This is a genomic window from Paenibacillus sp. 32352 (assembly GCF_002042965.1).
Lineage (GTDB): Bacteria > Bacillota > Bacilli > Paenibacillales > NBRC-103111 > Paenibacillus_S > Paenibacillus_S vulneris.
Window position 1 is genome coordinate 242799 of sequence record NZ_MZNT01000004.1, and the last position, 20335, is coordinate 263133.

Sequence of the window (20335 nt, forward strand, 5' to 3'; positions counted from 1 at the left end):
CATCAAAAAATCCTCTTGCATCCCTATCCCATTATGGTTTAGTATAACTTAGTTGGGGTCCCATACCGGACCTCTTCCCGTATTTATTTTACTATGAAAGGTAGGCATGACAGTGGATCATCAACGTACTCCTCTTTTTACTGCGTTAAAGCAGCACGCAGAGCATAACCCCGTTCAATTCCATATTCCAGGCCATAAAAAAGGAGTCGGGATGGACCCGGAGTTCCGGCATTTTATCGGAGACAACGCCCTGTCCATCGACCTTATCAATATAGCACCACTGGATGATCTGCATCAGCCGACCGGTGTCATTGAGGAAGCTCAGAAGCTTGCCGCCGACGCTTTTGGTGCCGATTATACGTTCTTTTCCGTTCAAGGTACGAGCGGCGCCATCATGACAATGATCTTAACCGTCTGCTCTCAGGGAGACAAAATCATTGTACCGCGGAACGTACATAAGTCCATTATGTCCGCGATCATTTTCGCAGGAGCCAAGCCTGTCTTTATTTCACCCGTCCGTGATGAAAACCTGGGAATCGATCATGGAATTACTACCCGCTCCGTTAAACGGGCTCTTGAGAAGCATCCTGATGCCAAAGCCGTTCTCGTCATCAATCCAACATATTATGGCGTGTGTGCCAACCTGAAGGAGATCGTCGACCTCGTTCACAGCTACAATATACCCGTATTGGTAGACGAGGCTCATGGAGTACTGATTCATTTTAACGACAAGCTGCCTATGTCTGCTATGAGCGCAGGGGCTGATATGGCTGCAACCAGCGTTCATAAGCTGGGCGGCTCGATGACGCAAAGCTCCGTTCTTAATATCAAGGAAGGCCGGGTCAATGTGCGCCGTGCCAAAACTATCATCAGCATGCTGACTACGACTTCGACCTCGTACGTCCTTCTGGCTTCGCTCGATGCGGCCCGCCGCCATTTGGCTTTGAACGGTAAGGCCCTTGCCGACCATGCGATCGAATTGGCGCAATATGCCCGCAAATCGATTAATGAAATTCCGGGGCTTAGCTGCTTTGGGGAAGAAATTCTCGGTACGGAAGCAACCTATGACTATGACCCGACCAAAGTGAACATCCATGTTAGGCACTTGGGCATCACCGGTTATGATGCGGAGAACTGGCTTCGTGAGCATTACAATATTGAAGTCGAGCTAAGCGATTTATATAACATCTTGTGTCTCATCACTCCCGGAGATACCCAAGACAACGTCGATATATTGCTGACCGCGCTAAGAGAGCTTTCCAAACAAAATTATAATATAAGGGAAGTCAACGAGCTGGTCATCAAAATTCCAAAAATTCCTCAGCTCACCTTAACGCCGCGGGATGCGTTCTACGGCGATACGGAAGTCGTTCCTTTCAAGGAGTCTGCTGACCGGATCATTGCGGAATTTATCTACGTATACCCTCCTGGAATTCCGATTTTGCTGCCGGGTGAGGTTATCTCTCAGGATTTGATCGATTACATTACCGAGCATGTGGAAGTAGGCCTTCCGGTCAAGGGCCCGGAAGACAGAAGCATTCAGAATGTAAAGGTCATAGTAGAAACTCAAGCGATTTTCTAATGCTAATAAAGACAGAAGGGAACACGGCCATGAACGTCGTGTTCCCTTCCTTTATATCCCGTCCTTACACTTGAGATTCCAGCCATTCGATCACATCAGCGACGGCATGCTCATTATGATGCTTGCAGGACCGATTGCTTACTTCCACAAGCGATGGATGCGCATTGGCTACGGCAACGCCGACCCCTGCTCTGCGAAGCATCTCCAGATCATTTAAATGGTCTCCCATCGCAATACAGCGAGAACGTTCGATTCCCGTCATGCTCATAAGCTCTTCCAAGGCATGTCCCTTGGTCGTTTCTGCCGGTAATATTTCCAGGTATTTGTCGTCAGACCGCACCCAGGTAAAATGGTCGCTGAATTGCTGAACATAGCTTTCCACCTCATCCAGATGCTCCGGCTCCCAAGCAAGAAGTACCTTCAACCATGGATCTGTCAGCTGATGCATGTCTTCAGTCAACGGTCTCCTGAAATTCTCCATTCGCCGATGATGCTCTGTCATTCGATTCTCGCGAAGAAAGAACGGATCGCTGCCGCAGTACACCTCTACGCCAATCTCAGGAAATTGCCGCATAACCTGCTCCAGCACCGGCATCACGGTTCTGTCCAGCGTACGCTGCCAGACGACCTTGTCCGTCGAGAAATCGTAAATCACGGAGCCGTTATATAATATGGCCGGCGCACCAATAGGCAGAACATCGGCGAAGCGCTTTACCGAGCCTGCAATTCTTCCTGTTGCTAATGTAAAGAGTCCGCCTTCTGCAACGAATCGTTCGATCGCACTCCTATTTTCTTCACTAATTGATTTGCTGCTGTCCAATAAAGTACCGTCCATATCGCTTACCAGCAAATAGCCTTCAAATCGTTTCATTCCTGCGGTCTCCTCTCCCTGCTCCTAACATGTTGATAGTTTCTCCATAATGATACAATGCTTGATCATATTGTCAATCCAACCTTGAAATGCTATGATGGTCTTATTATGATTGTGAAACCCTTTCCAGTCCATCTTACAGGCAGGTGTATCGGTTATGGCTCAAAGCGCTTATATAAAGTTTGTAGAAGGCTCCACCGTTTCTTCCGTAACTTTGGATGAATTGAAAGATCAATTGCTGCATTACAAAGAGCAGCTGAATCTCACCGGCAAGCAGCTGGGGTGGGATTATGAAGATGCCGGTTTCCCGTACAGCATAGAGTCCAAGCCCGAAGGCGAGGGCAAATGGTTTTACCTCAAAGGCAAGAACGCCTTGTACAAATATATCGTCATGGGGTCAGGCAAAGACCAGCATACGGATCAGGAACGGCACTATATTCAAGTCGTTCTTCCAGACGATTGTACGCATGGGGACAGATCCAAGGGCAACGAGTTTTGTAAATATTTAGCCAAGCTTTGGAAAGCCGAGCTTCATCTATTCAATGGACGTATTATGTACTTCAATCCGCGCAAGTAATTCCCGTCCTAGCGTGTCTGCGTGTAAGCTCCCTTCATGAACTGGAGCGGTGCTTTAAGTGGATTCATGTAAAACGGCAAGGCTTCCTGTCCAATTTCATAAACACTACAATGTTAAAAAACCTTCTTGCTTCGGCAAGAAGGTTTTGCTCATTATTCGTTTGCTTGCTCTTCAATAATCTGATTGTAAATCTGAACCACGCGGTCCCATTCTTCCTCGTCCTCGATGCTGGCGAGATAAGCCTCGTCATCTTCTTCCTCGATTCGGAAAATAACCCCGTCCGCTTCCGGATCATTGCGGTCCAGCAAGACTGCATAAGGCTGGTCGCTTGCCTCAAACGTATATACCATAACCATTTCATGCTCAACGCCGTCTTTATCTGTTACGATAAAAATATCGTCTTCGTGATCGTGGTCATGATCACAGTTCTCATCGTGTATGTGATCGCTCATGGGAAAACCTCATTTCATCTAAATTAGTCATCCCTCGTATGGTAACACGTTTCGTAGGTTGAGGTCAATGTAAGACAGCTTGGCCTTCGGGTTTCCTTTACTCGGATACGATGACCTTCTCGGAAACGTCCGTGTACTCTCCGTCTTCATCCAGCTTGATGGAGAATTTGATCTTGTAATCCCCCGCCTCGTTGAAAGAAACCGAGAACGGCCACGGGTACCAGAAGTTTTCCTTTTGCCCGTTGACGATTTTCTCGTGGGCCGGCACCGCTTCTTTACCGCTAGGTGTTACTATGGAAATTTTGAAAGAGTAAAATGGCGTCTTCAAGCTGTCCACTTGAGCAAAGACGGCAAAATCAATCTTTTTCCCCTTTGGCACCCGTCCAAACGGAGACTTTACCGAGTAATCGTCGTTCACTTTTTCCGCTACGAACATATGAACGTTAGGCTTAAAGACGGATACGGTCTTGGTAGTGTCGTCCCAACGAACTAGCGATTGCAGCGAGTCGGATAAAGCGCGAACCGGCAAAACCGCATTGCCTTTAATCAAAAAGGCCGGAGTCTCGTTATCTTTGAACTGCTTTTCCACATCATTCACTACCAATTTGATCTTGCTGAAGCCCTCATAGTCGCCCCATATTGAACTGGCCATAGCCCCCGTTGCTCCGAAGAGTGATAAAGAGAGCACCAGCGTTAGCATCCGCGGTACTTTAAACATTCCAGCAACCTCCATCGTGTCTTGTACTTTGTTCTATATGCTTATACTCCGATCGGTGGAAAGAGTTGCGCTCATTTCCTTATTAAACAAAAAAAATGTTTTTCCGATAGACTAGATATAGTAATAATAACCAATTTTCTTCCCGCCTTCATACAAAATACGCCAATTCTGCAGTTATCTGCAGCCTGCCCGGATCACTCCATGCAAGCTTTTGACGATTTTTGCGCTTCCCCGGGAAATTGAACACTGCTTTGTTTTCCATACTAAACGTGGTATATTGCAATTATCGCAATCCTAATCTGTCATATGGAGATGGTAGCATGTCATCAGACCCAAGTCGGCTGGAAGAGGAAATTGAGGCTCTCAAGAGGCACTTGGCGCAAGTTGTAGTGAAGCACCAGTACAATTTCGGTCATCCGGATGTGTTAGCCATCAGTCAAAAGCTGGACTCTTATATCCTAGAACAAATGAAATCAAAATAAGCTTGTCAAATTTCTCTTGTAAATAGGTTCAAAGACATGGTAGATTTAAAAATGACTTAAGTGCTACGGAACCACGAGTGGAGGATCGTTTGTGAGCCTGCAAATTCAGATGATCGGCACGGGAAGTGCTTTTTCAAAAAAATATTTTAACAATAATGCTCTGGTAACCTGTAACGGGTTCGTCTTATTAATCGATTGCGGAGCGACAGCACCTAGAGCACTGCATGCTCTGGATATCGATATAGACCAGATTGACGCCCTGCTTATCACCCATATTCATGCGGATCACGTTGGAGGTCTCGAAGAATTCGCTTTTCGGTTTAAATATGAATTCAAGCGAAAAATCAAGCTGTTCGTGCCCGTCAAAGTTCTTGAAGCCTTATGGGACCACTCCCTGAGAGGAGGCCTTGAGAATGCAGCTGAAGGCTTAACCAGCCTGCAGGATTATTTTGACGTCATCGCTCTGGACGAAGCCTCTCCGATTCATCTCTCGCCGGGATTAGTCATTGAGATCATCCGTTCTATACATATACCTGATAAACCAAGCTATTCCGTGCTTTTGAACGATACTGTCTTTTTCAGCGCCGATACGACGTTCAATCCTTCCCTTCTAATGAGTTTATATGAGAATCAAAGATGCAAGTATATTTTGCATGACTGCCAGCTATCATCTCCCGGTCTTGTGCATGCGTGCCTCGAAGAGCTGCTTACTCTGCCTTCCCACATTCAGCGCAGCGTATACTTGATGCATTACGACGATACTATGGAGCAATATAGAGGCAAGACAGGTGAGATGTCCTTCATCGAACAACATAAACGCTACGATTTCGATTAAGTGTGACGGATCGAGAGGATGTTCAAACTATGATAGGCGATGTCTTACCGGCTTCTTAATGGCTGCTGCCTATCATGAGAAAACCTGACCTCCTATGAAGGTCAGGTTTTTATCATGATCCACTTCACCGTACAGATCAATATTGGGGTATACGAAGGACATCGGCTATTTAGCCGAATGTACAGCTCTTTGTCCATGCATATGAAAACGTTTACCCCTTAAAACCGTTGGGGGCTTCCTCAACCACTTGCCCTTGGTTACTAGGATAGCAATCAAAAGTTTTTATTAAACAGCCGGATAATTCCGATTTACACGGAAGGATTTGAACACTTCACAGAGAATTCCATTAATACCCTTTCATTCCTAAATTATGATAAGGAGTATGAAAGCATGAGCTATCATTGGATTCTGATTGCCTACACTGCCGTTATTTGCGCTTCCTCCATTGGATTTGACATAACGGATCATCCTTGGCTGCTAATTATAGCCGCCATAGCTTACCTGGCCGCCCATCTTGCCGAGAACAAGCTTAAAGGATCTCCTATCCTCCAGATGGGTCTGGTTATGCTTTTTCACTGGATAAGCCAAATGGATTTAGTCTTGCCGCTCTATATCGTTCAAATCTGTAAATCGATGCACTCCATCAAAAACCCACAGTTCGCAACTCCCGTCACTATCATCTATACTGCCGGATACGTGCTTATCGCTTGTATGTATATGCCATTTACAAGCTACCGGTTGTTTATTTTGCTATTTTGCGCGTGCAGCTGCCTGATTGTAGGCTATTTGTTTAAAAGGTACTTGCATGTCATTGAGAACCAAACGCTGCAGCTGGACAATGAGAAAAAACACCTAAGCACCCACGACGCTTTAACCGGGCTGTACAACTATGAGGAATGCCACCGCCAGCTGGAGCATCTGGTGCAAATTCACAAGTCCGTAGCGCTTGTGCTGATCGACTGCAAGGACTTGAAATCACTCAATACGATCAACGGGTTTCATGGAGTGAACCGGATACTGAAGCAGGTGGCTCAGCTGTTGAGGATTATGTTTCCCGAAGCCCTCGTTATCTCCCGCTATGGAGGCGACGAATTTGCTATCGTTCTGGATTATAGTGATACCGGCCATACGCAGAACAATATCTCGCAATTAATGGCCTCGGAATTCCCTAAGCTTACGGGGATCGAGATTAACTACGGTATGGCATTTTACCCCGATGACGGTGCATCCAAGGACGATTTGTTTTTTATAGCAGAGCGCAATCTGTATACTATGAAAAGAGAGTCCTGGTTAAAACGCGAGGAGCATATGCTTCGTTCCGAAAAGCTGCGTGTCGTCGGAGAGCTAGCCTCGGGCATGGCCCATGAAATCCGAAACCCTCTTACGACTATTAAGGGTTTCCTGCAAATATCAAAATCGGATAATTATAATATTAAACCGTGGTATGATTTAATTATGGATGAAATTACACGCATGAGTATGCTGACGGCCGAATTCCTTCAGTTTTCCAAGCCGCATGCTACGCAGTTCAAAGTCCATTCGATTAAGGATTGCATCCAAAGGGTCATCTCCCTGCTGGACTCGGAAACATCCCGGCTGGGGCATCATATCGATTTTGAATCCTCCTCCGAGCCGCTTATGATGCTGATGGATCAGGATAAAATGCTGCAGCTGCTGCTGAATCTGATAAAAAACGCTTTTGAAGCTATGCCTGATGAAGGACTTGTGCGAATTCGCCTTACTAAAGATAAGGACCATGCCGTCATAGAAATATCCGATACCGGCCAAGGCATTCCCGAGCACGAGCTGGACCAAATATTCCTTCCCTTCTATACAACCAAAGAATCCGGTACGGGCCTGGGATTATCCATCTGCCATAAAATTGTGCAGGACCACGAAGGCACGATGGAAGTGGAAAGCCAAATCGGTAAAGGGACCAAATTTACGATCACGGTGCCGCTGAGTCATCCGGACGCCTCTCCTCAGATGAGCCTTAGCGGGAATAGAAGCTCCATGTAGCAAAGAATGAACCCTGTACCGGTCATGATGACCATACAGGGTTCGTTGATTTAATCAAACCATGGAATAAAAAATTTGCGTTTCCGCGTCGGCTTTTCCAGCAAAAAGCTGCCCGCCCCGATAAAGGTGCCCATCAGCGCTCCTCCAAGCACCTCTTGCGGGATATGGCCAAGCCTTTCCTCCAGCTGTTTCTCCCGCTTCTCATGCCCTAAGGACGGGTCCTTCTCTGCCATTAGAGCAACGGTATCTCCCAAATCGTTCACTTCCGTCGCAATAATTCCCGCTTGTCTTCGAATTCCCATTGCATCAAACATAACAATAAGGCCGAGCATGCTGGCTGTTGCGAAATGGATAGAGGTTACTCCTCGTTTTAAGGCGACATAGGAGGCTAATGCGGCTACACCAGCGGAGTGTGAGCTTGGCATTCCTCCGGTTCTGAGCAAATTCGACCAGTCCAGCCTGCCTGTCTGCTGGTATGCGAGCGGAACCTTGGCCAGTTGGGCCAAGCCGACGGAGAGCAGAGCCGTAGTTAAAGCACGGTTCATCGTATCACCTCAAGCATAGCATTTTGTATCTTGGGGCGTTCTATACATCCTAAGGTGTATCCATTTGAACAATGCTTCCGCTGCCGTCTCCCTCCCATTGAATGACCACGCCGAAGAGCTGTGGCAGCTCACTGACGGCTACAACGGGTTCCGCCCCCAGCTTTTTGATAAAATGTCCAAGCTTAACGCTCTTGCCGTCAATCCAGGCTTCGTCCTGATTCATTTGAACCTTCACAGATCGCTGTTGAAACTGAACGTCCAGCGGCCTGCCGTCGCTGTTCAATGGCTGGTTAGCGTCATCCCCATCCGAAAATAATCTCAGAGGAATATAGTCGACGCCGCTTTCTTGGTACTTCCGCACGGCATTATAAGGCTTCCCGTTCAAATACATAAGAACAAGCGGCCAGCTTTCCATCCCTTCGTTCTTCAGCATAGTGCGAAGGCCTTGTTTATCCAGCGGGAGTGTCATCGGCTTCAGCGTCCCGGTCTCCGTATCAAATGAGAACCAATTCATATAATAAGGGGTATACATGATCTGTTTGCTCTCCGGCTCCAAGGCCCATACTTGAATATGGAGATAAAATGTTTGGAGCTCCTGTGTCAAAGGCCGTATATCCAGGCTGGCTTCCACTTGTCCCCTGCCTTCTGCTTCGAGCCCTGTTGTTATGCTGACAGGAATCCCTCCCTGCTCACCGAAGCCCATGATGCGAATGCCATACATGAGCTTATGCTCATTAGACGGCGCGGCCGAGGAGAACGCAACATGGATTTTGGGGCCGGCTTCGTCCGGCGTTTCATCCTTTACCAGCTCCCACTGTTGAAGAACAGGCATTTTCAATGCCGGCTTTGGCGGAAGTCCCGCCGCGGTCTGCCAATAACTTCGGACAGCTGGAATGGACAGCACGGATGGAATGTAATCATTCTCGTGCCGCAACCAATTCACAACATCGCTAGGTCTGTCAGGAAGAGGTCTGGAGTCGATACCGAAGAGCAATACATAATCTTCCGCCATAATTTCTTCCGGGTCCCATTTATGGCTGTAGGGTAAAGTAGTTCCCGCCCACCGGATAGGAAAACCATCCAACCGGCGGATTTGTGACCATTGGGATGCTTCCGTCAACTGGGAAGGATAGATGCCTTCCTTCTTCTGCAGCCAATAATAAGTAAAATGATGTCCGTACTCATGAATCAGCGTCCGTTCAATAGGCAGCGCATCGACTTCGTACAGATCAATACTTTTGTTTTTTATATTGTAATAGCCTACTCTGTAGCCGCTCTTGCCTACACTTCGATCCGGATAAAGGGCGACCTGCTTCAGCTCTGCCAATTCCTCCCCATGCTCACAATGAAGCAGCATTTCATACAATCCCTTCAATTTATCCAGATCCCACTTCGTGCTGTAGCTTTGAAAGCGAATCCCTTCCGGACTTATATAGGTAACTGCCGGCTCTTTATCTTGAGCTAAAATGATGCAGGAATATGCCATACATAAACCAAGCCAAATCCAGAATGCAGCTACCTTTTTGCCCATAAAAAGCAACACCGTCCCACATCAAATGACAACGCTTTCAATTTTCCTTTAACATCATCTTAGCACAAATAGTATGAATATTGTATAAAGTTTTTGTAGGTTATTGGATTTAATTCCGATACAATAGAACTACGACCTACGCAGAAAGGTTTGATCTGACGATGTCCATGAGAATGAATGCTCATACACAAATTGCCGACTATTTATCCGCAGCTAATTTCAAGCAGCTGGAGCAGCGGCTGGCATTTGAACATAAAAAATCCGGAAATCACCTGTTTTGGGAAGGTGAGTCGGCACGCTCTTGCTTTTACATCAAGCATGGGTTGGTGAAGGTGTATAAAGTCACTAAGGACGGTCAAGAGCTTATTTTACAGCTGCTTCAACCCGGGGATTTTTATATGGAGATAGGCAACGGAGAGGCGCAGTTTAGCTGCAGTGCAGAAATGATGCAGGACAGCGAAATCGGGTTGATATCGAGCGATGCTCTGGAAGAGCTGGTTGCGGGCAGCGGGAGCTTCGCGGTAGAATTCATGAAATGGATGGGATTGCTTCATCGAACCTCGCAGTCCAAGTTCCGCGATCTGATGCTGTATGGCAAGAACGGCGCACTGGCTTCCACACTGATACGTATGAGCAATTCTTACGGCGAGCCGTGCGAGGCAGGCATTCGTATTCAATTAAAGATGACCAAAACCGAGCTGGCCAACCTGATGGGAACGACTAGAGAAGGGGTCAGCCGTATGCTGAGCGCATATCAGGAGCAAGGCGCCATCACCTATATGGACGGTCACCTTGTCATTACCGATCTTGCTTACTTGCGTTCTATTGTCCAGTGCCCCGATTGCCCTCCGGATATTTGCAGAATGTGACCCCTATTACTTCTACTCACCAGCCGAACCTTAATTCGTACAGGGATTAGGGTTGGTTGGTACATAAGAATCCCATATACGCCAATCGGTAAGCTTTATCCCTATCCAAGAAATACGCTGAAGCAGCTCTATAACCCCGCTCTCCTCCTGCCTGATCAGCTCCGTGATGACGTCCAGGCAGCTTCTGCTGTACACGCCTCCGAGCGCTTCGGGCTTCTCCTCCATGACCGGCAGGACCGCTTGAACGGACTGCCGCTGCTTTGTTTCCGACAACCGGAGAATGGAGCTTGAAGAATACACATAGGGAGCATGACTTCCTATGACCCATAAATCATCGTACTTGCTTAATGCAAAGGCGGCATGCATACCGCTCAATACACCGAACCCGGGATAATAGTCCGTCAAAATCCGGATGGACCGCGGAACCACTGGGAGCAGCCTCCTCGGTTCGTTAGTTACAACTATGATTTCCTGGCACACCTTTTGCATTTCGCGAATCTGGCATTCAATGAAAGCTTCACCGCCGACGAGACGCAGCGATCTCGCTACTCCTTTCTCTCCTCCGGCCAGTATGACTCCGCTCAGCATGTGTCTTTCACATCCTTTCCTGCAAAGCTGAAATCCCCTGCCTGTTGCTATTTATAACTATATCAAGCCGGGCACGCCTCTGCATGTTACAAATATCACAGAATTGGGCGCTTTTTCAGGAAAAGCGTGATTTTTGTCACATCGCCTGTGAGATGAATCCGATATGGTTAAAGCAAAGGAAAAACCTTATCGGCGAGACACCTCCCGCGTGCTCCAAGAGGGATTGGTTTAATAAACTAAGTCCTATACAACATGCGGGTAACGTGCGATAGGGCAAGGAGGAAAATTACATGCTGCACTGTTCTCTTATGGTGGACGGCGTTCATAATACCGACTGTTTTTCAAAGGAAAACCTGCAAAAGCTGAAGGACATCATGTATGAACAGAAGGTGACTTCGGGTTCGTATTTGTTCTGGGAAGGCGATCCTGCGGATAAGCTATATTTCATGATTCAGGGACGGGTCAAAATTACGAAAACAAGCGATGAGGGGAAAAGCTTTATTCTATACATGTACGGGGATGGAGATTTATTCGGTCAGCTGGACCCTTTCCATCAATCGGTTCATAGCTTTAATGCGGAGGTCATGGAAGACAGCATGATCGGGATTATTCAGCAAAAGGACCTGGAGACACTGCTGTGGCAGCATGGAGATCTATCCATTGAATTCATGAAATGGATGGGACTTATGCATCGGATGACACAAACAAAGTTTCGTGACCTGATGATGTTCGGAAAGCCCGGGGCGCTATGCTCGACGTTAATCCGCTTGAGCAACTCTTACGGACAAAGCAGCGGCAGCCAAATTTTGATCACGAAGAAATTGACAAACAGCGAGCTGGCCGATATGATCGGCGCAACCCGCGAAAGTGTCAACCGCATGCTCAGCGACCTTAAGAAGCTAGGCATCCTGTCCGTGGATAACGGCTATATGGTTATTGAAAATATCGAATATTTGAAAAACGTATGTCAATGCGAGAATTGTCCCAAAGATATGTGCCGGATTTAGGCCCGGGTCAGCATCGAGATAGGAAAGCTGGCCTCCGGGTCACTTCCCATTTTGCCCCAGCCCATCATTCCGTTGATATATTCCAGCTCGAAGGGCTCCTCGAACCCCTCAACATGATATGTGCCAGGCTGAAAATCCGACGGGTCCAGCAAATACGATTTGGCAGTGTAATATTTGCGTTCTAAAAGCTCCTTCTGGCTTGGAAACTCAGCCTTGGCCAGCGCTTCCAGAATGTCCGCCAGCTCCGCATCAAGCTCTCCCGGCGACATCTGGCTGTACAGCTTCTTCATCCAATCACCCCCATTGTGCCCGGCAAAGGTCCATCAGCTGTTCTTTATTTTGCTCCAGCCATGCATATACTTGACTCAGCTCGGTTAAATAACGGCCGATAACCTGCTCCTCATCGATACCGTCCCAATGTCTTCCAAGGAAATGGATGCAGAGCACCATACTGCGCAGCAAAATCAACTGCGGCAAAGCTTCAATCTCATCCTCATTCAAGCGGGCTGCTTGGCCATAGCCTGCGATGAAAGCCTCTACCAAGCTCCAGCCATTCGCTTCCTGCTGACGGATCAGCTCGCACAGAAATACAGCCGCGTCCATGGCACGAAGATCCGGGGTGACAAATTCAAAATCCAGTACGCCGGATATTTCGCCGTCATCGATTAGCACGTTGCCCGCAACGATATCGGAATGCGTCAATTGGACCGGTAAGCGGCATAATCCCGGAATATTGTTGAGTAAACGGTCTATCCCTCCGCTTAACAGCTGGATTTCATTGTGATACGGTCCTTCACTCATCTCTTTCATCCAGGCATCCAGCCTGTCCTTCTTCACCAGCGGGTGGACCTCATAGAGCTCGTAATAAGGCTCGTATGCTGCGTCTACATCCAGCTGGATTCGAGACAGTGCATCCGTCAATTCCCCCATAGCCCTGCCTATCGCCTCTACATGTCCGGGATCGGTTAAATCGGCCCGTTCGCCTTCGATATATTCGAATAAGACGGCTATTTTGCCTGACACCGTAACTACATAGGGCATTCCTTTGATAGTAGCAACCGGCTTCGGTACGCGATAGGATAGCTTTACCCTTTGAAGCTGCTGCAATACAGTGCTCTCATAGATAATTTTATTCATATCTTCATGGTTTTCATAAATTCGTAATACAAATGCGCCCATTGGAGTGTACACGAACCGGGTCGTGTTGTTGACGCCGCTTTCCTTCGCCTCAACCCTCCACTGGCTGTCTTCAAAATAGTTCTCCAAAACTTCCGTAACGATGCCTTCTATATCATTTTTCATGGAACCTGCTCCTTGTTATTATGCCTTACCCTGATGTAATGAGATTATCCGCGAAACGTACCGGAAAAGCCGGCCGTTATATATTTCTTATCCTGATCTGACATCCAAACCCAACACTTAAACAAACGGTGATCCGGCAGCAATTGATCATGAAGATCCTTCAAGCCGAGGACGGCCGCTTCCATACCATACTGACCGAAGGCCTGGAACAAAAAGCGAAGCCGCTCTTCCTCTGTTTTCAATTGGTACAAGGTCTCAAGCAATGCTTCATTATGCTCGTCCAGCCGAATCATATCCGACCACATCACCAGCCTGCCGCCCGGCATCAGCAGCGTGCTTAACAGCTTGTTATAATCCGTGATGAGACTGTCGCGAAGATACGCTAACGCCTCGATCACCAGACGAACATCCGCTTCTTCATATTGATCGGCGTACCCCGCAAATTGGGTCAGCGCATGAATATAAAACAGCTGCGTATGTACTGAGGATGACACAACAAGAGCGAAGCTCTTCTTCCATTGCGGGAAGGCCTCGCGATGTCGGACTCGAAACGAACAATCTTTTATATAAGCCGCCATCTCAGCGGCGGGAGCTTGGTTCAACAGCATTTCTTCCCAAGTCTCGTAGAACTGCACCTGATCCAAGCAAGTATAGTCTACATGGGTAACAGACTTCATTTTACCAGATAATAACCCGTTGCTCGACTCTATAATATCTTCCAGAGCATTGGACTCCGTGTCAAGCACCAAAACCTGCATAAATTGATTGGCGAGCTCAGGTAAATCAACATCCCCGTGAGTCCCCGCCCCGAGTACAACCGCCTTATCCTTCACCTGCAGCTGATCGACGGCATGAGTCACCAGCTGGCGAATATGAAACCGGTGAGTACCCCATTCCTTGCTTCCCCAATCGATGGATTCGTCTTGGAGCGGCTCCTGCTGCATTTGCAATTGAATAGGTTGAAATGACCGTTGAAACTCCCTCATCCTGTACCTTCTTTCACTAGGTTGATATCCTAGTATTATAGCATAAGGTATCGGATTGCGTGCTGCAATCTTCATCACAAACCCGTAAAGTAAACTTTTCATATTTTTTTATGCAAACCGTTGACATGGACCCAATATCTTGGTATATTAGTACTTGTCGCTGATGAGGTGACGAACTTAATAAGACTTGTTAGCTCAGCGGGAGAGCACTATCTTGACAGGGTAGGGGTCGCTGGTTCGAACCCAGCACAGGTCATAACGATGTATAGCGAAGCCCCTTATTAATTAAGGGGTTTCTTGCTGTCTTTTTTATTTTGTTCCTCATTTTGGTTTATGACGAACCCATTATCTCCATCCGCTGTTTCATTCTGATACTCGTGAGTCATAATGATTGTCCACTCTAAAGTATTATCAAATACGTAAAAATCACGCGGAAAAGCTTTTACATTATCAATTAAAAATTGACTCGAACAAGTGAACAACTCCTTCCGCCCCAAATCCATAAGATCCGGTAGTATGTGGTGATCCCAGAACAGGAACACATTTTTTGCGGCCGTACGATCCATTTCAATTCCAAACTCTTCGACGGAGAAAGTATAAATCTGGCCTTGCTGTTTAAAACAGCACCAAAGGTAATATCCATCACCGACATTTACATAATTTTCGTAATACTCACCATTTGTTGAGAAAAACTTTTCAATATATTGATTTTTTATGATGTCTTTTTGACCTTTTTGAACTCTATCAAGATTAAATAATAATTCTTTATCCAACAATGCTAGCTCCCCTTTAAAAGAAAGGTGTTGATTAAATGAAAAGTGACAATATAACCAGTTTTTTAACCATAATAACAAGTGTCATTCTTTTGATTACCGTTAGTCCAAATGACACAAGCGTTACCCAGACAACAATCTACATCATTTCCCCAATAGTTATTTTACTATGTTTAATTTCTATAATACGTTCATCAAAATATAAATGATAATAGCTATCGAAAACACTCGTGGAAATTATAATGAAAATAAGGGTTTGATTTAAGTTTCCACGAGTCTGTCGTTACAGATTTCAATCCTCATCTACTTTTTTCCGATTTAGATAATATCCAAAGGTAAATGGCAATTCCACCAAAGGTTATAATCGTACTTATGATGAGTTGAGTTTCATTTTGAAGTGGCGTTAGATTAAGTAAATAATCTGGCAATGTTAACAATGCCATGATAATGATTAGAATCCATGATTTTGCCCAAATGGATACGCCTACTATCAACAGTGCTGTGATTACGCCGATAATCAAGCTCCCCGTATGGCCAAAATGAATGACGGGAGTGTCGATGGCTCTATTTAGGTAGATTAAACCAATAAACAGAACGATTGGCAGTATCCCTATACCGAATAAGATCATTCCCTGCTTTTTGATAGATAGATGAACTGAAGCAATATATTTAAATCCAGTGAAAACAGAAGCAATAAATATAATGCCAATTACAATATGCCCGAAAATTTCCAAGACGGAATAAGAAAGGTTGCCTTCTAATAAATCAGGGAAAACCGTAAATGAAAACGACCCGAAAACGATGATGCAAATGTATTTGAACCATGTTCGATAGTCAAGGGTCATTTCATTAGAAACCATCTTCATATACTCTTTCGGTGATTTACCAATAATTTTTTCGATGGGTTTACCATTTTTTTCGGCTTCTGATAAATGGATTTCTAACTCTGTTACAATATCTTCGATTTCATCGGAATTTTTTCCACTCGAAAATAAGTATAGCCGTAAGTTTTCTAAGAAATCTCGGCTCTTTTTAGAAAGCTGTAATTCATTCTTCAACCATCTCATCTCCTTTTGCAAACTTTGTATCTGACCCATAATCTAACACTCTGTTAACATTGTTCTGCAGCGCGGTCCAACGTTCCACGAAATTTTTCAATTCCTGCTCACCTTTAGTTGTTAGTGAGTAATATTTTCTTTTTGGTCCAGCTGTTGAGTTTTTTAGTGTTGATGTAACTAATTCTTCCCTTTGCATCCGCATCAACAATGGATAAATGGTCCCTTCACTAAAGGACTCAAACCCACAATGACCCAATTCCTCTGCCAATTCATATCCGTACACCTCTTTTTTTCCAATAATCGCCAGTATACAGCCATCAATAATCCCTTTTAGCATTTGTGTTGTTGATGACAAATATCTCCCCCCCTCTCCGGTAGCTTGCAATACAAGATATATAACTGTAAAATATCTTGCATTACATGATAATGATGTAGTTAGTATAACTTTATTAGTCTTGTAATGCAAGGTAAACCACGAAGAGTTCCTAAAAAAATATTGGGAATCATTTAATTAAAAGAAAAAGAGTGCCCACCCTCCAGGAAAGGATAGGACACTTCAAAAGCATTTAACCCCATCTGAATGTAGAAATGGCTATAACACAAACCATTTAGAACGACTAGTAACCCCGCTCTGCTCATACTTCAATCCAAAATCGCTTGATTATATTGCCGTCTTCCTCTGTATAGCTCGAATCCTCGATCCCGCCGTTATATAGAATCGTTTTCTCCGACCCTATATTCCAAGCATCGCAGACAACCAGCACCTTCTGAATCCCTAAATCCTTTGCTTTATTCAGCGCTAACGACAACAGCTTTGTTGCATACCCCTTACGCCGTTCGGATGGACGAATGCCATAACCGATATGGCCTCCGGATTGAAGAAGCTTATCCGTCAAGCGATGCCTGATGTTCACTGCTCCTACGATTTTTTGGGATTCGGTAACCAGCCAATAGGTAGAATCCGGAACCCAGTGTTCGGGCAAGTTATCGCCTTTCTCATTATCTTGAAGAGATCGCAGCATCCCCTGAAAATCGGAAGGATCCTTACTTATAACCCACGGAACCATCTGTTCCCCACTCCGCTTCCATTCGAGATAAAACTCCATGTATTCGTTTTGCCAATCTGCCGTCGGTTTCACTAATTCAACACGCTCTGCCACAGAATATCTCTCCTTAGTCTCAAGATCTCGTGTCATTCGTCCTTTACTTCTCAGCAACAACGGCGAAATATACGGGAAGTTTCCCTAATATCATCATGCTGCTGTGCGTGTAAGCCTGCACATTCACAAATCCCGAATCGGCAAGGAGCCGTTTTACCTGACGAATGGTGAGCACCTTTGCGCTCGAACGTTGATTTAGGGATTGTGATATAGGGTTGCGTCGTACCCCATCATTATAGAGAAAGTGAATCATCTGTTTGCTAAAAATCCTTTTTCTAGTAAACAAGTAATGATAGATATAGCCGATTCCATGAACAAGCAAAAACAGCTTTCCATGCGGGCGAAGGATGCGGTAAATGTCGGTCAGCACAAGATTTTCATTCAAATAATGCAAGGCTACCCGGCAGACTGCCATATCAACGCACTCATTATCGAGTGGAATGCTATGTGCATCAGACACTTTGGTGACAAGCCGGGTATTCGTCCCCCTCATGGAGCTGTAGAACGTTTGAACCAGCTGCAGCTGTTCCGCATCGGAATCTAATCCATAGATAATCCGCGGCTCATGATTAAGCAGCGCCCGAATGGTCGCGCCTCCTCCACAGCAAAGATCTAATATGGATTCACGATGTATCGATTCCTTCATTAACAAGGTATCAAAATATTCCGGCTCGAGGTTCTGACGGTAATGCTCATAACAAGTGTAGCCGAATCGCTTGTCCAATAGCTTCAAATCTTCCGATACAATCCGATGAGCCAAGAGAACTTGCTTGTTTTCTTCAAGCAAACCGGATGTTCCGTTAAGCTGTAATCCTTCCTGCCAGGCATAAATAGAGGCTACACTACGCAGCAGTCCATTGTTCAGCAGAATTTGCGCTTTCATATCCACAACGGTTTACTTCCTCTCGAAAATGACAGGATGATATTCGCGGATCGAGGTACACGTGAAATGAGATAGCAGGCGCCTTATTTTGTTTGCCGTATTTTTTAAACCGTAATATCTCCTGAGGCTGTTAATCCAGGATGAATTGAAAATTTGCGGTTGACCCTCATCGAGATCATACGGATGCGTGTAATAAATAAACGAACCGTTTGTTTTGATAATCGATCGGGCCCCGCTATAGAAGAGACAATAGGGGTAGATTCGAAAATAGCCTCCGCCGCCCCAAGGGATGTTAAGCCTGCCCACAGGTAAAACAGGCATCGGAACTTCCCATAGATTCCGTTTTATCCGGAAAGGAGTCAGCAAGGATGGGGCTAAATTAAATTTGGAATAAGAGGTGTTCAGTGTATTCGGAATGATACTGGAGTCGTAGACAAAGCCCTCCTCCGATAATATATCCAAAGCCGCTTCCGTTATAGAGAAGCATGGTGCTCGATACCCAAGGACCCGCTCCCCTGTGATATGTTCCAAGATGTGCTTGGACTTCCGGATATCCTCTCTGAACTCGTCGGACGATTGATGGTATACCAGACGGTGCGAGTAGCCGTGCGATGCGATCTCATGGCCTCTTCGGGCGATTTCCTTCACCAGATCCGGCCTTTTCTCGGCTATCCAGCCCAATACAAAAAAAGTGCCGTGGGCACTCCGCTCTTCCATCAGGTCTAATATGTGATGAAGCGGCCGTTCCAACCTAATTTCGTAGCGTTCCCATTCATTTAGAGATAACTCCGGGCTGCAAAACCAATCCTCAACATCCACAGTAAACGCCATTCTCAATCTACTACACCTCTCTGACCATGCAGGAATTGGAATGCTCTCATCTACCACTCGGAAAGGTCCCTTATCCGCTTATACACCATTTCTCTATATTCTTACAATATTATCATTATTTTTCCATTTCAAAAAGTATCTATTAGCAAATACGATATAAAAAAAGAATGCTAGTGAACCCTTCACTGCATTCATTCGAACACATACTTTCCCATGAATCATCTATATAGAGCATATAAACAGCGGTCTATGACCATCCCTGTGGCTTCGTCTTTGGCTTCCTCCTGTAACGAATATACCTCTTTATGATGCTCTGTTCTTGTTTATGATTTATTATTTTTTTGATTTCGCGCATCAATCTGTTAAGTCTTAAGGTTTCCTGATCTTCCGTTTTACATATTGGCCTATGCTGATCTTGCTGCATCTTGTTCGTCTAATCCACCTTTTGCAGAAGTGTTTTAAGGGATAAGTATAGAAGTGCACCTAATAAAATCAAGCCTATAACATTCCAAATTAGTAACATAGGAAGTCTCTCCTCTCTCTATCTGCTACTATTATACTGGAGTTTGGAAGTTTTTGTCGAATTTCGTAGTTATAATGACCTACTTATAGTTCGTCTTGGTAACCCGCAAGAACCAGAAGATCAGTGACCGGTTCATAACGCAAAGCCTTAGCTACTGCGATTACCGTCTCCCGAGTCGGCTGAAATCTCCCGTTCTCAATTGAATTGATAATAGAGTAGCTTACACCCGCTTTCTCCCCCAGCTTACGTAATGAGATGTCTTGCTGCATCCTCAGCTGCTTCAATTTGATGCTGAACTCTGTCGTCATTCTGCAAACCTTCTCCCTGATTACATCGTTTCCCATAACTATAACGTATTTAAACGGACAAAGAAAAGGGACTTATATGATGAGGCAGCATCCTGCCGTTAAACCTAGCCATCAAGCAGACTGCAGAATTTTGTTCTCCAGATTCGTACGTATCATGGATATTCTTTGCCTTACATAAAAATCATAAGCGGCTCCCTTCAACTCTTTGAGAGGGACATGCTGATCCGTATCATTATCAATGATGGTTAAGGAACCGTCATCGAAAAATTTAAAAGTGAGATCTGCCCATTGCGTGCCGGCTGCGTCAAGGATTTTGTCGATCTGACTATCGCTTAAATAGCTGCTGTTGTTAACCATCAACGTTCTGTAATAGTCTCGTTCAATAAATCTAACTTTTTTCGAATTCATAGCATACACCCCTCTCATTAATAGGAA

General features: G+C 45.5%; 24 protein-coding genes and 1 tRNA gene. 8 read left to right on the forward strand and 17 right to left on the reverse strand.

Annotated features, from left to right (window positions below; genetic code table 11):
* Window positions 1–112 precede the first annotated feature (112 nt).
* Window positions 113–1582, forward strand: coding sequence for an aminotransferase class I/II-fold pyridoxal phosphate-dependent enzyme (locus B1728_RS11740; RefSeq protein WP_455430508.1), 1470 nt, complete (start codon window positions 113–115; stop codon window positions 1580–1582).
* A gap of 64 nt (window positions 1583–1646) precedes the next feature.
* On the opposite strand, the gene B1728_RS11745 is transcribed toward B1728_RS11740, so the two are convergent.
* Complete coding sequence (locus tag B1728_RS11745; RefSeq protein WP_079910402.1) at window positions 1647–2453, reverse strand: Cof-type HAD-IIB family hydrolase; 807 nt, start codon at window positions 2451–2453, stop codon at window positions 1647–1649.
* Window positions 2454–2610: 157 nt separating this feature from the next.
* On the opposite strand from B1728_RS11745, the gene B1728_RS11750 reads away from it, so the two are divergent.
* Window positions 2611–3030: a DUF1885 family protein gene (locus tag B1728_RS11750; RefSeq protein WP_079910403.1), complete on the forward strand. Its 420-nt coding sequence runs from the start codon at window positions 2611–2613 to the stop codon at window positions 3028–3030.
* Window positions 3031–3182: 152 nt separating this feature from the next.
* On the opposite strand, the gene B1728_RS11755 is transcribed toward B1728_RS11750, so the two are convergent.
* A complete protein-coding gene (locus B1728_RS11755; RefSeq protein ID WP_079910404.1) occupies window positions 3183–3482 on the reverse strand; it encodes a DUF1292 domain-containing protein in 300 nt (99 codons plus the stop codon).
* Window positions 3483–3579: 97 nt separating this feature from the next.
* Window positions 3580–4200, reverse strand: a complete 621-nt coding sequence (locus tag B1728_RS11760) for a stalk domain-containing protein (protein WP_079910405.1) — start codon at window positions 4198–4200, stop codon at window positions 3580–3582.
* Window positions 4201–4520: 320 nt separating this feature from the next.
* Here B1728_RS11760 and B1728_RS11765 point away from each other — a divergent pair, with 320 nt between their 5' ends.
* The 3 genes from B1728_RS11765 (at window position 4521) to B1728_RS11775 (ending at window position 7536) form a co-directional block, all read left to right on the forward strand.
* Window positions 4521–4682, forward strand: a complete 162-nt coding sequence (locus B1728_RS11765; protein WP_079910406.1) for an aspartyl-phosphate phosphatase Spo0E family protein — start codon at window positions 4521–4523, stop codon at window positions 4680–4682.
* 91 nt (window positions 4683–4773) lie between these two features.
* A complete protein-coding gene (locus B1728_RS11770; RefSeq protein WP_079910407.1) occupies window positions 4774–5517 on the forward strand; it encodes an MBL fold metallo-hydrolase in 744 nt (247 codons plus the stop codon).
* 390 nt (window positions 5518–5907) lie between these two features.
* Window positions 5908–7536 carry an ATP-binding protein gene (locus B1728_RS11775; RefSeq protein WP_079910408.1) on the forward strand — a complete coding sequence of 543 codons (1629 nt, stop codon included), beginning with the start codon at window positions 5908–5910 and terminating at the stop codon, window positions 7534–7536.
* A 50-nt stretch (window positions 7537–7586) separates the two neighbouring features.
* On the opposite strand, the gene B1728_RS11780 is transcribed toward B1728_RS11775, so the two are convergent.
* On the reverse strand, window positions 7587–8081 hold the full coding sequence (locus tag B1728_RS11780; RefSeq protein ID WP_144027843.1) for a divergent PAP2 family protein: 495 nt from the start codon (window positions 8079–8081) through the stop codon (window positions 7587–7589).
* Between the two features lie 49 nt (window positions 8082–8130).
* Window positions 8131–9612, reverse strand: a complete 1482-nt coding sequence (locus B1728_RS11785) for a stalk domain-containing protein (RefSeq protein WP_079910409.1) — start codon at window positions 9610–9612, stop codon at window positions 8131–8133.
* Window positions 9613–9785: 173 nt separating this feature from the next.
* Here B1728_RS11785 and B1728_RS11790 point away from each other — a divergent pair, with 173 nt between their 5' ends.
* Window positions 9786–10481, forward strand: a complete 696-nt coding sequence (locus tag B1728_RS11790; protein ID WP_179135983.1) for a Crp/Fnr family transcriptional regulator — start codon at window positions 9786–9788, stop codon at window positions 10479–10481.
* Between the two features lie 30 nt (window positions 10482–10511).
* Here B1728_RS11790 and mobA read toward each other — a convergent pair whose 3' ends face one another.
* Window positions 10512–11069 carry a molybdenum cofactor guanylyltransferase gene (gene mobA, locus B1728_RS11795; RefSeq protein WP_079910411.1) on the reverse strand — a complete coding sequence of 186 codons (558 nt, stop codon included), beginning with the start codon at window positions 11067–11069 and terminating at the stop codon, window positions 10512–10514.
* A 290-nt stretch (window positions 11070–11359) separates the two neighbouring features.
* Between mobA and B1728_RS11800 the strand changes: the two genes are divergently transcribed.
* Window positions 11360–12076, forward strand: coding sequence for a Crp/Fnr family transcriptional regulator (locus B1728_RS11800; protein WP_079910412.1), 717 nt, complete (start codon window positions 11360–11362; stop codon window positions 12074–12076).
* On the opposite strand, the gene B1728_RS11805 is transcribed toward B1728_RS11800, so the two are convergent.
* The 3 genes from B1728_RS11805 to B1728_RS11815 are packed head-to-tail and all read right to left on the reverse strand — an operon-like array spanning window position 12073 to window position 14364.
* Window positions 12073–12366, reverse strand: coding sequence for a DUF1811 family protein (locus B1728_RS11805; RefSeq protein ID WP_079910413.1), 294 nt, complete (start codon window positions 12364–12366; stop codon window positions 12073–12075). The genes B1728_RS11800 and B1728_RS11805 overlap by 4 nt on opposite strands.
* Window positions 12367–12370: 4 nt before the next feature.
* Entirely contained in the window at window positions 12371–13378 is a 1008-nt protein-coding gene (locus tag B1728_RS11810) for a phosphotransferase (protein ID WP_079910414.1), read from the reverse strand.
* A 44-nt stretch (window positions 13379–13422) separates the two neighbouring features.
* Window positions 13423–14364 carry a hypothetical protein gene (locus tag B1728_RS11815; protein WP_179135984.1) on the reverse strand — a complete coding sequence of 314 codons (942 nt, stop codon included), beginning with the start codon at window positions 14362–14364 and terminating at the stop codon, window positions 13423–13425.
* A 184-nt stretch (window positions 14365–14548) separates the two neighbouring features.
* On the opposite strand from B1728_RS11815, the gene B1728_RS11820 reads away from it, so the two are divergent.
* Window positions 14549–14620, forward strand: a tRNA-Val gene (locus B1728_RS11820).
* A 25-nt stretch (window positions 14621–14645) separates the two neighbouring features.
* Here B1728_RS11820 and B1728_RS11825 read toward each other — a convergent pair.
* From B1728_RS11825 to B1728_RS11860, 8 genes are all read right to left on the reverse strand, one after another.
* Window positions 14646–15137, reverse strand: coding sequence for a hypothetical protein (locus B1728_RS11825; RefSeq protein ID WP_144027844.1), 492 nt, complete (start codon window positions 15135–15137; stop codon window positions 14646–14648).
* A gap of 299 nt (window positions 15138–15436) precedes the next feature.
* The gene (locus B1728_RS11830) at window positions 15437–16195 is read right to left on the reverse strand and encodes an HAAS domain-containing protein (RefSeq protein WP_079910416.1); all 759 of its coding nucleotides are present in this window, start codon (window positions 16193–16195) and stop codon (window positions 15437–15439) included.
* A complete protein-coding gene (locus B1728_RS11835; protein ID WP_079910417.1) occupies window positions 16185–16550 on the reverse strand; it encodes a PadR family transcriptional regulator in 366 nt (121 codons plus the stop codon). Before B1728_RS11835 ends, B1728_RS11830 begins: the two co-directional genes overlap by 11 nt.
* 280 nt (window positions 16551–16830) lie before the next feature.
* Window positions 16831–17355 carry a GNAT family N-acetyltransferase gene (locus B1728_RS11840; protein ID WP_256865333.1) on the reverse strand — a complete coding sequence of 175 codons (525 nt, stop codon included), beginning with the start codon at window positions 17353–17355 and terminating at the stop codon, window positions 16831–16833.
* 43 nt (window positions 17356–17398) lie between these two features.
* On the reverse strand, window positions 17399–18238 hold the full coding sequence (locus tag B1728_RS11845) for a class I SAM-dependent methyltransferase (protein ID WP_256865338.1): 840 nt from the start codon (window positions 18236–18238) through the stop codon (window positions 17399–17401).
* A 12-nt stretch (window positions 18239–18250) separates the two neighbouring features.
* Window positions 18251–19069: a polysaccharide deacetylase family protein gene (locus B1728_RS11850; RefSeq protein ID WP_079910420.1), complete on the reverse strand. Its 819-nt coding sequence runs from the start codon at window positions 19067–19069 to the stop codon at window positions 18251–18253.
* A gap of 606 nt (window positions 19070–19675) precedes the next feature.
* On the reverse strand, window positions 19676–19900 hold the full coding sequence (locus B1728_RS11855; RefSeq protein ID WP_144027846.1) for a helix-turn-helix transcriptional regulator: 225 nt from the start codon (window positions 19898–19900) through the stop codon (window positions 19676–19678).
* Window positions 19901–20011: 111 nt separating this feature from the next.
* Window positions 20012–20308, reverse strand: coding sequence for a hypothetical protein (locus tag B1728_RS11860; protein ID WP_079910634.1), 297 nt, complete (start codon window positions 20306–20308; stop codon window positions 20012–20014).
* Window positions 20309–20335 lie beyond the last annotated feature (27 nt).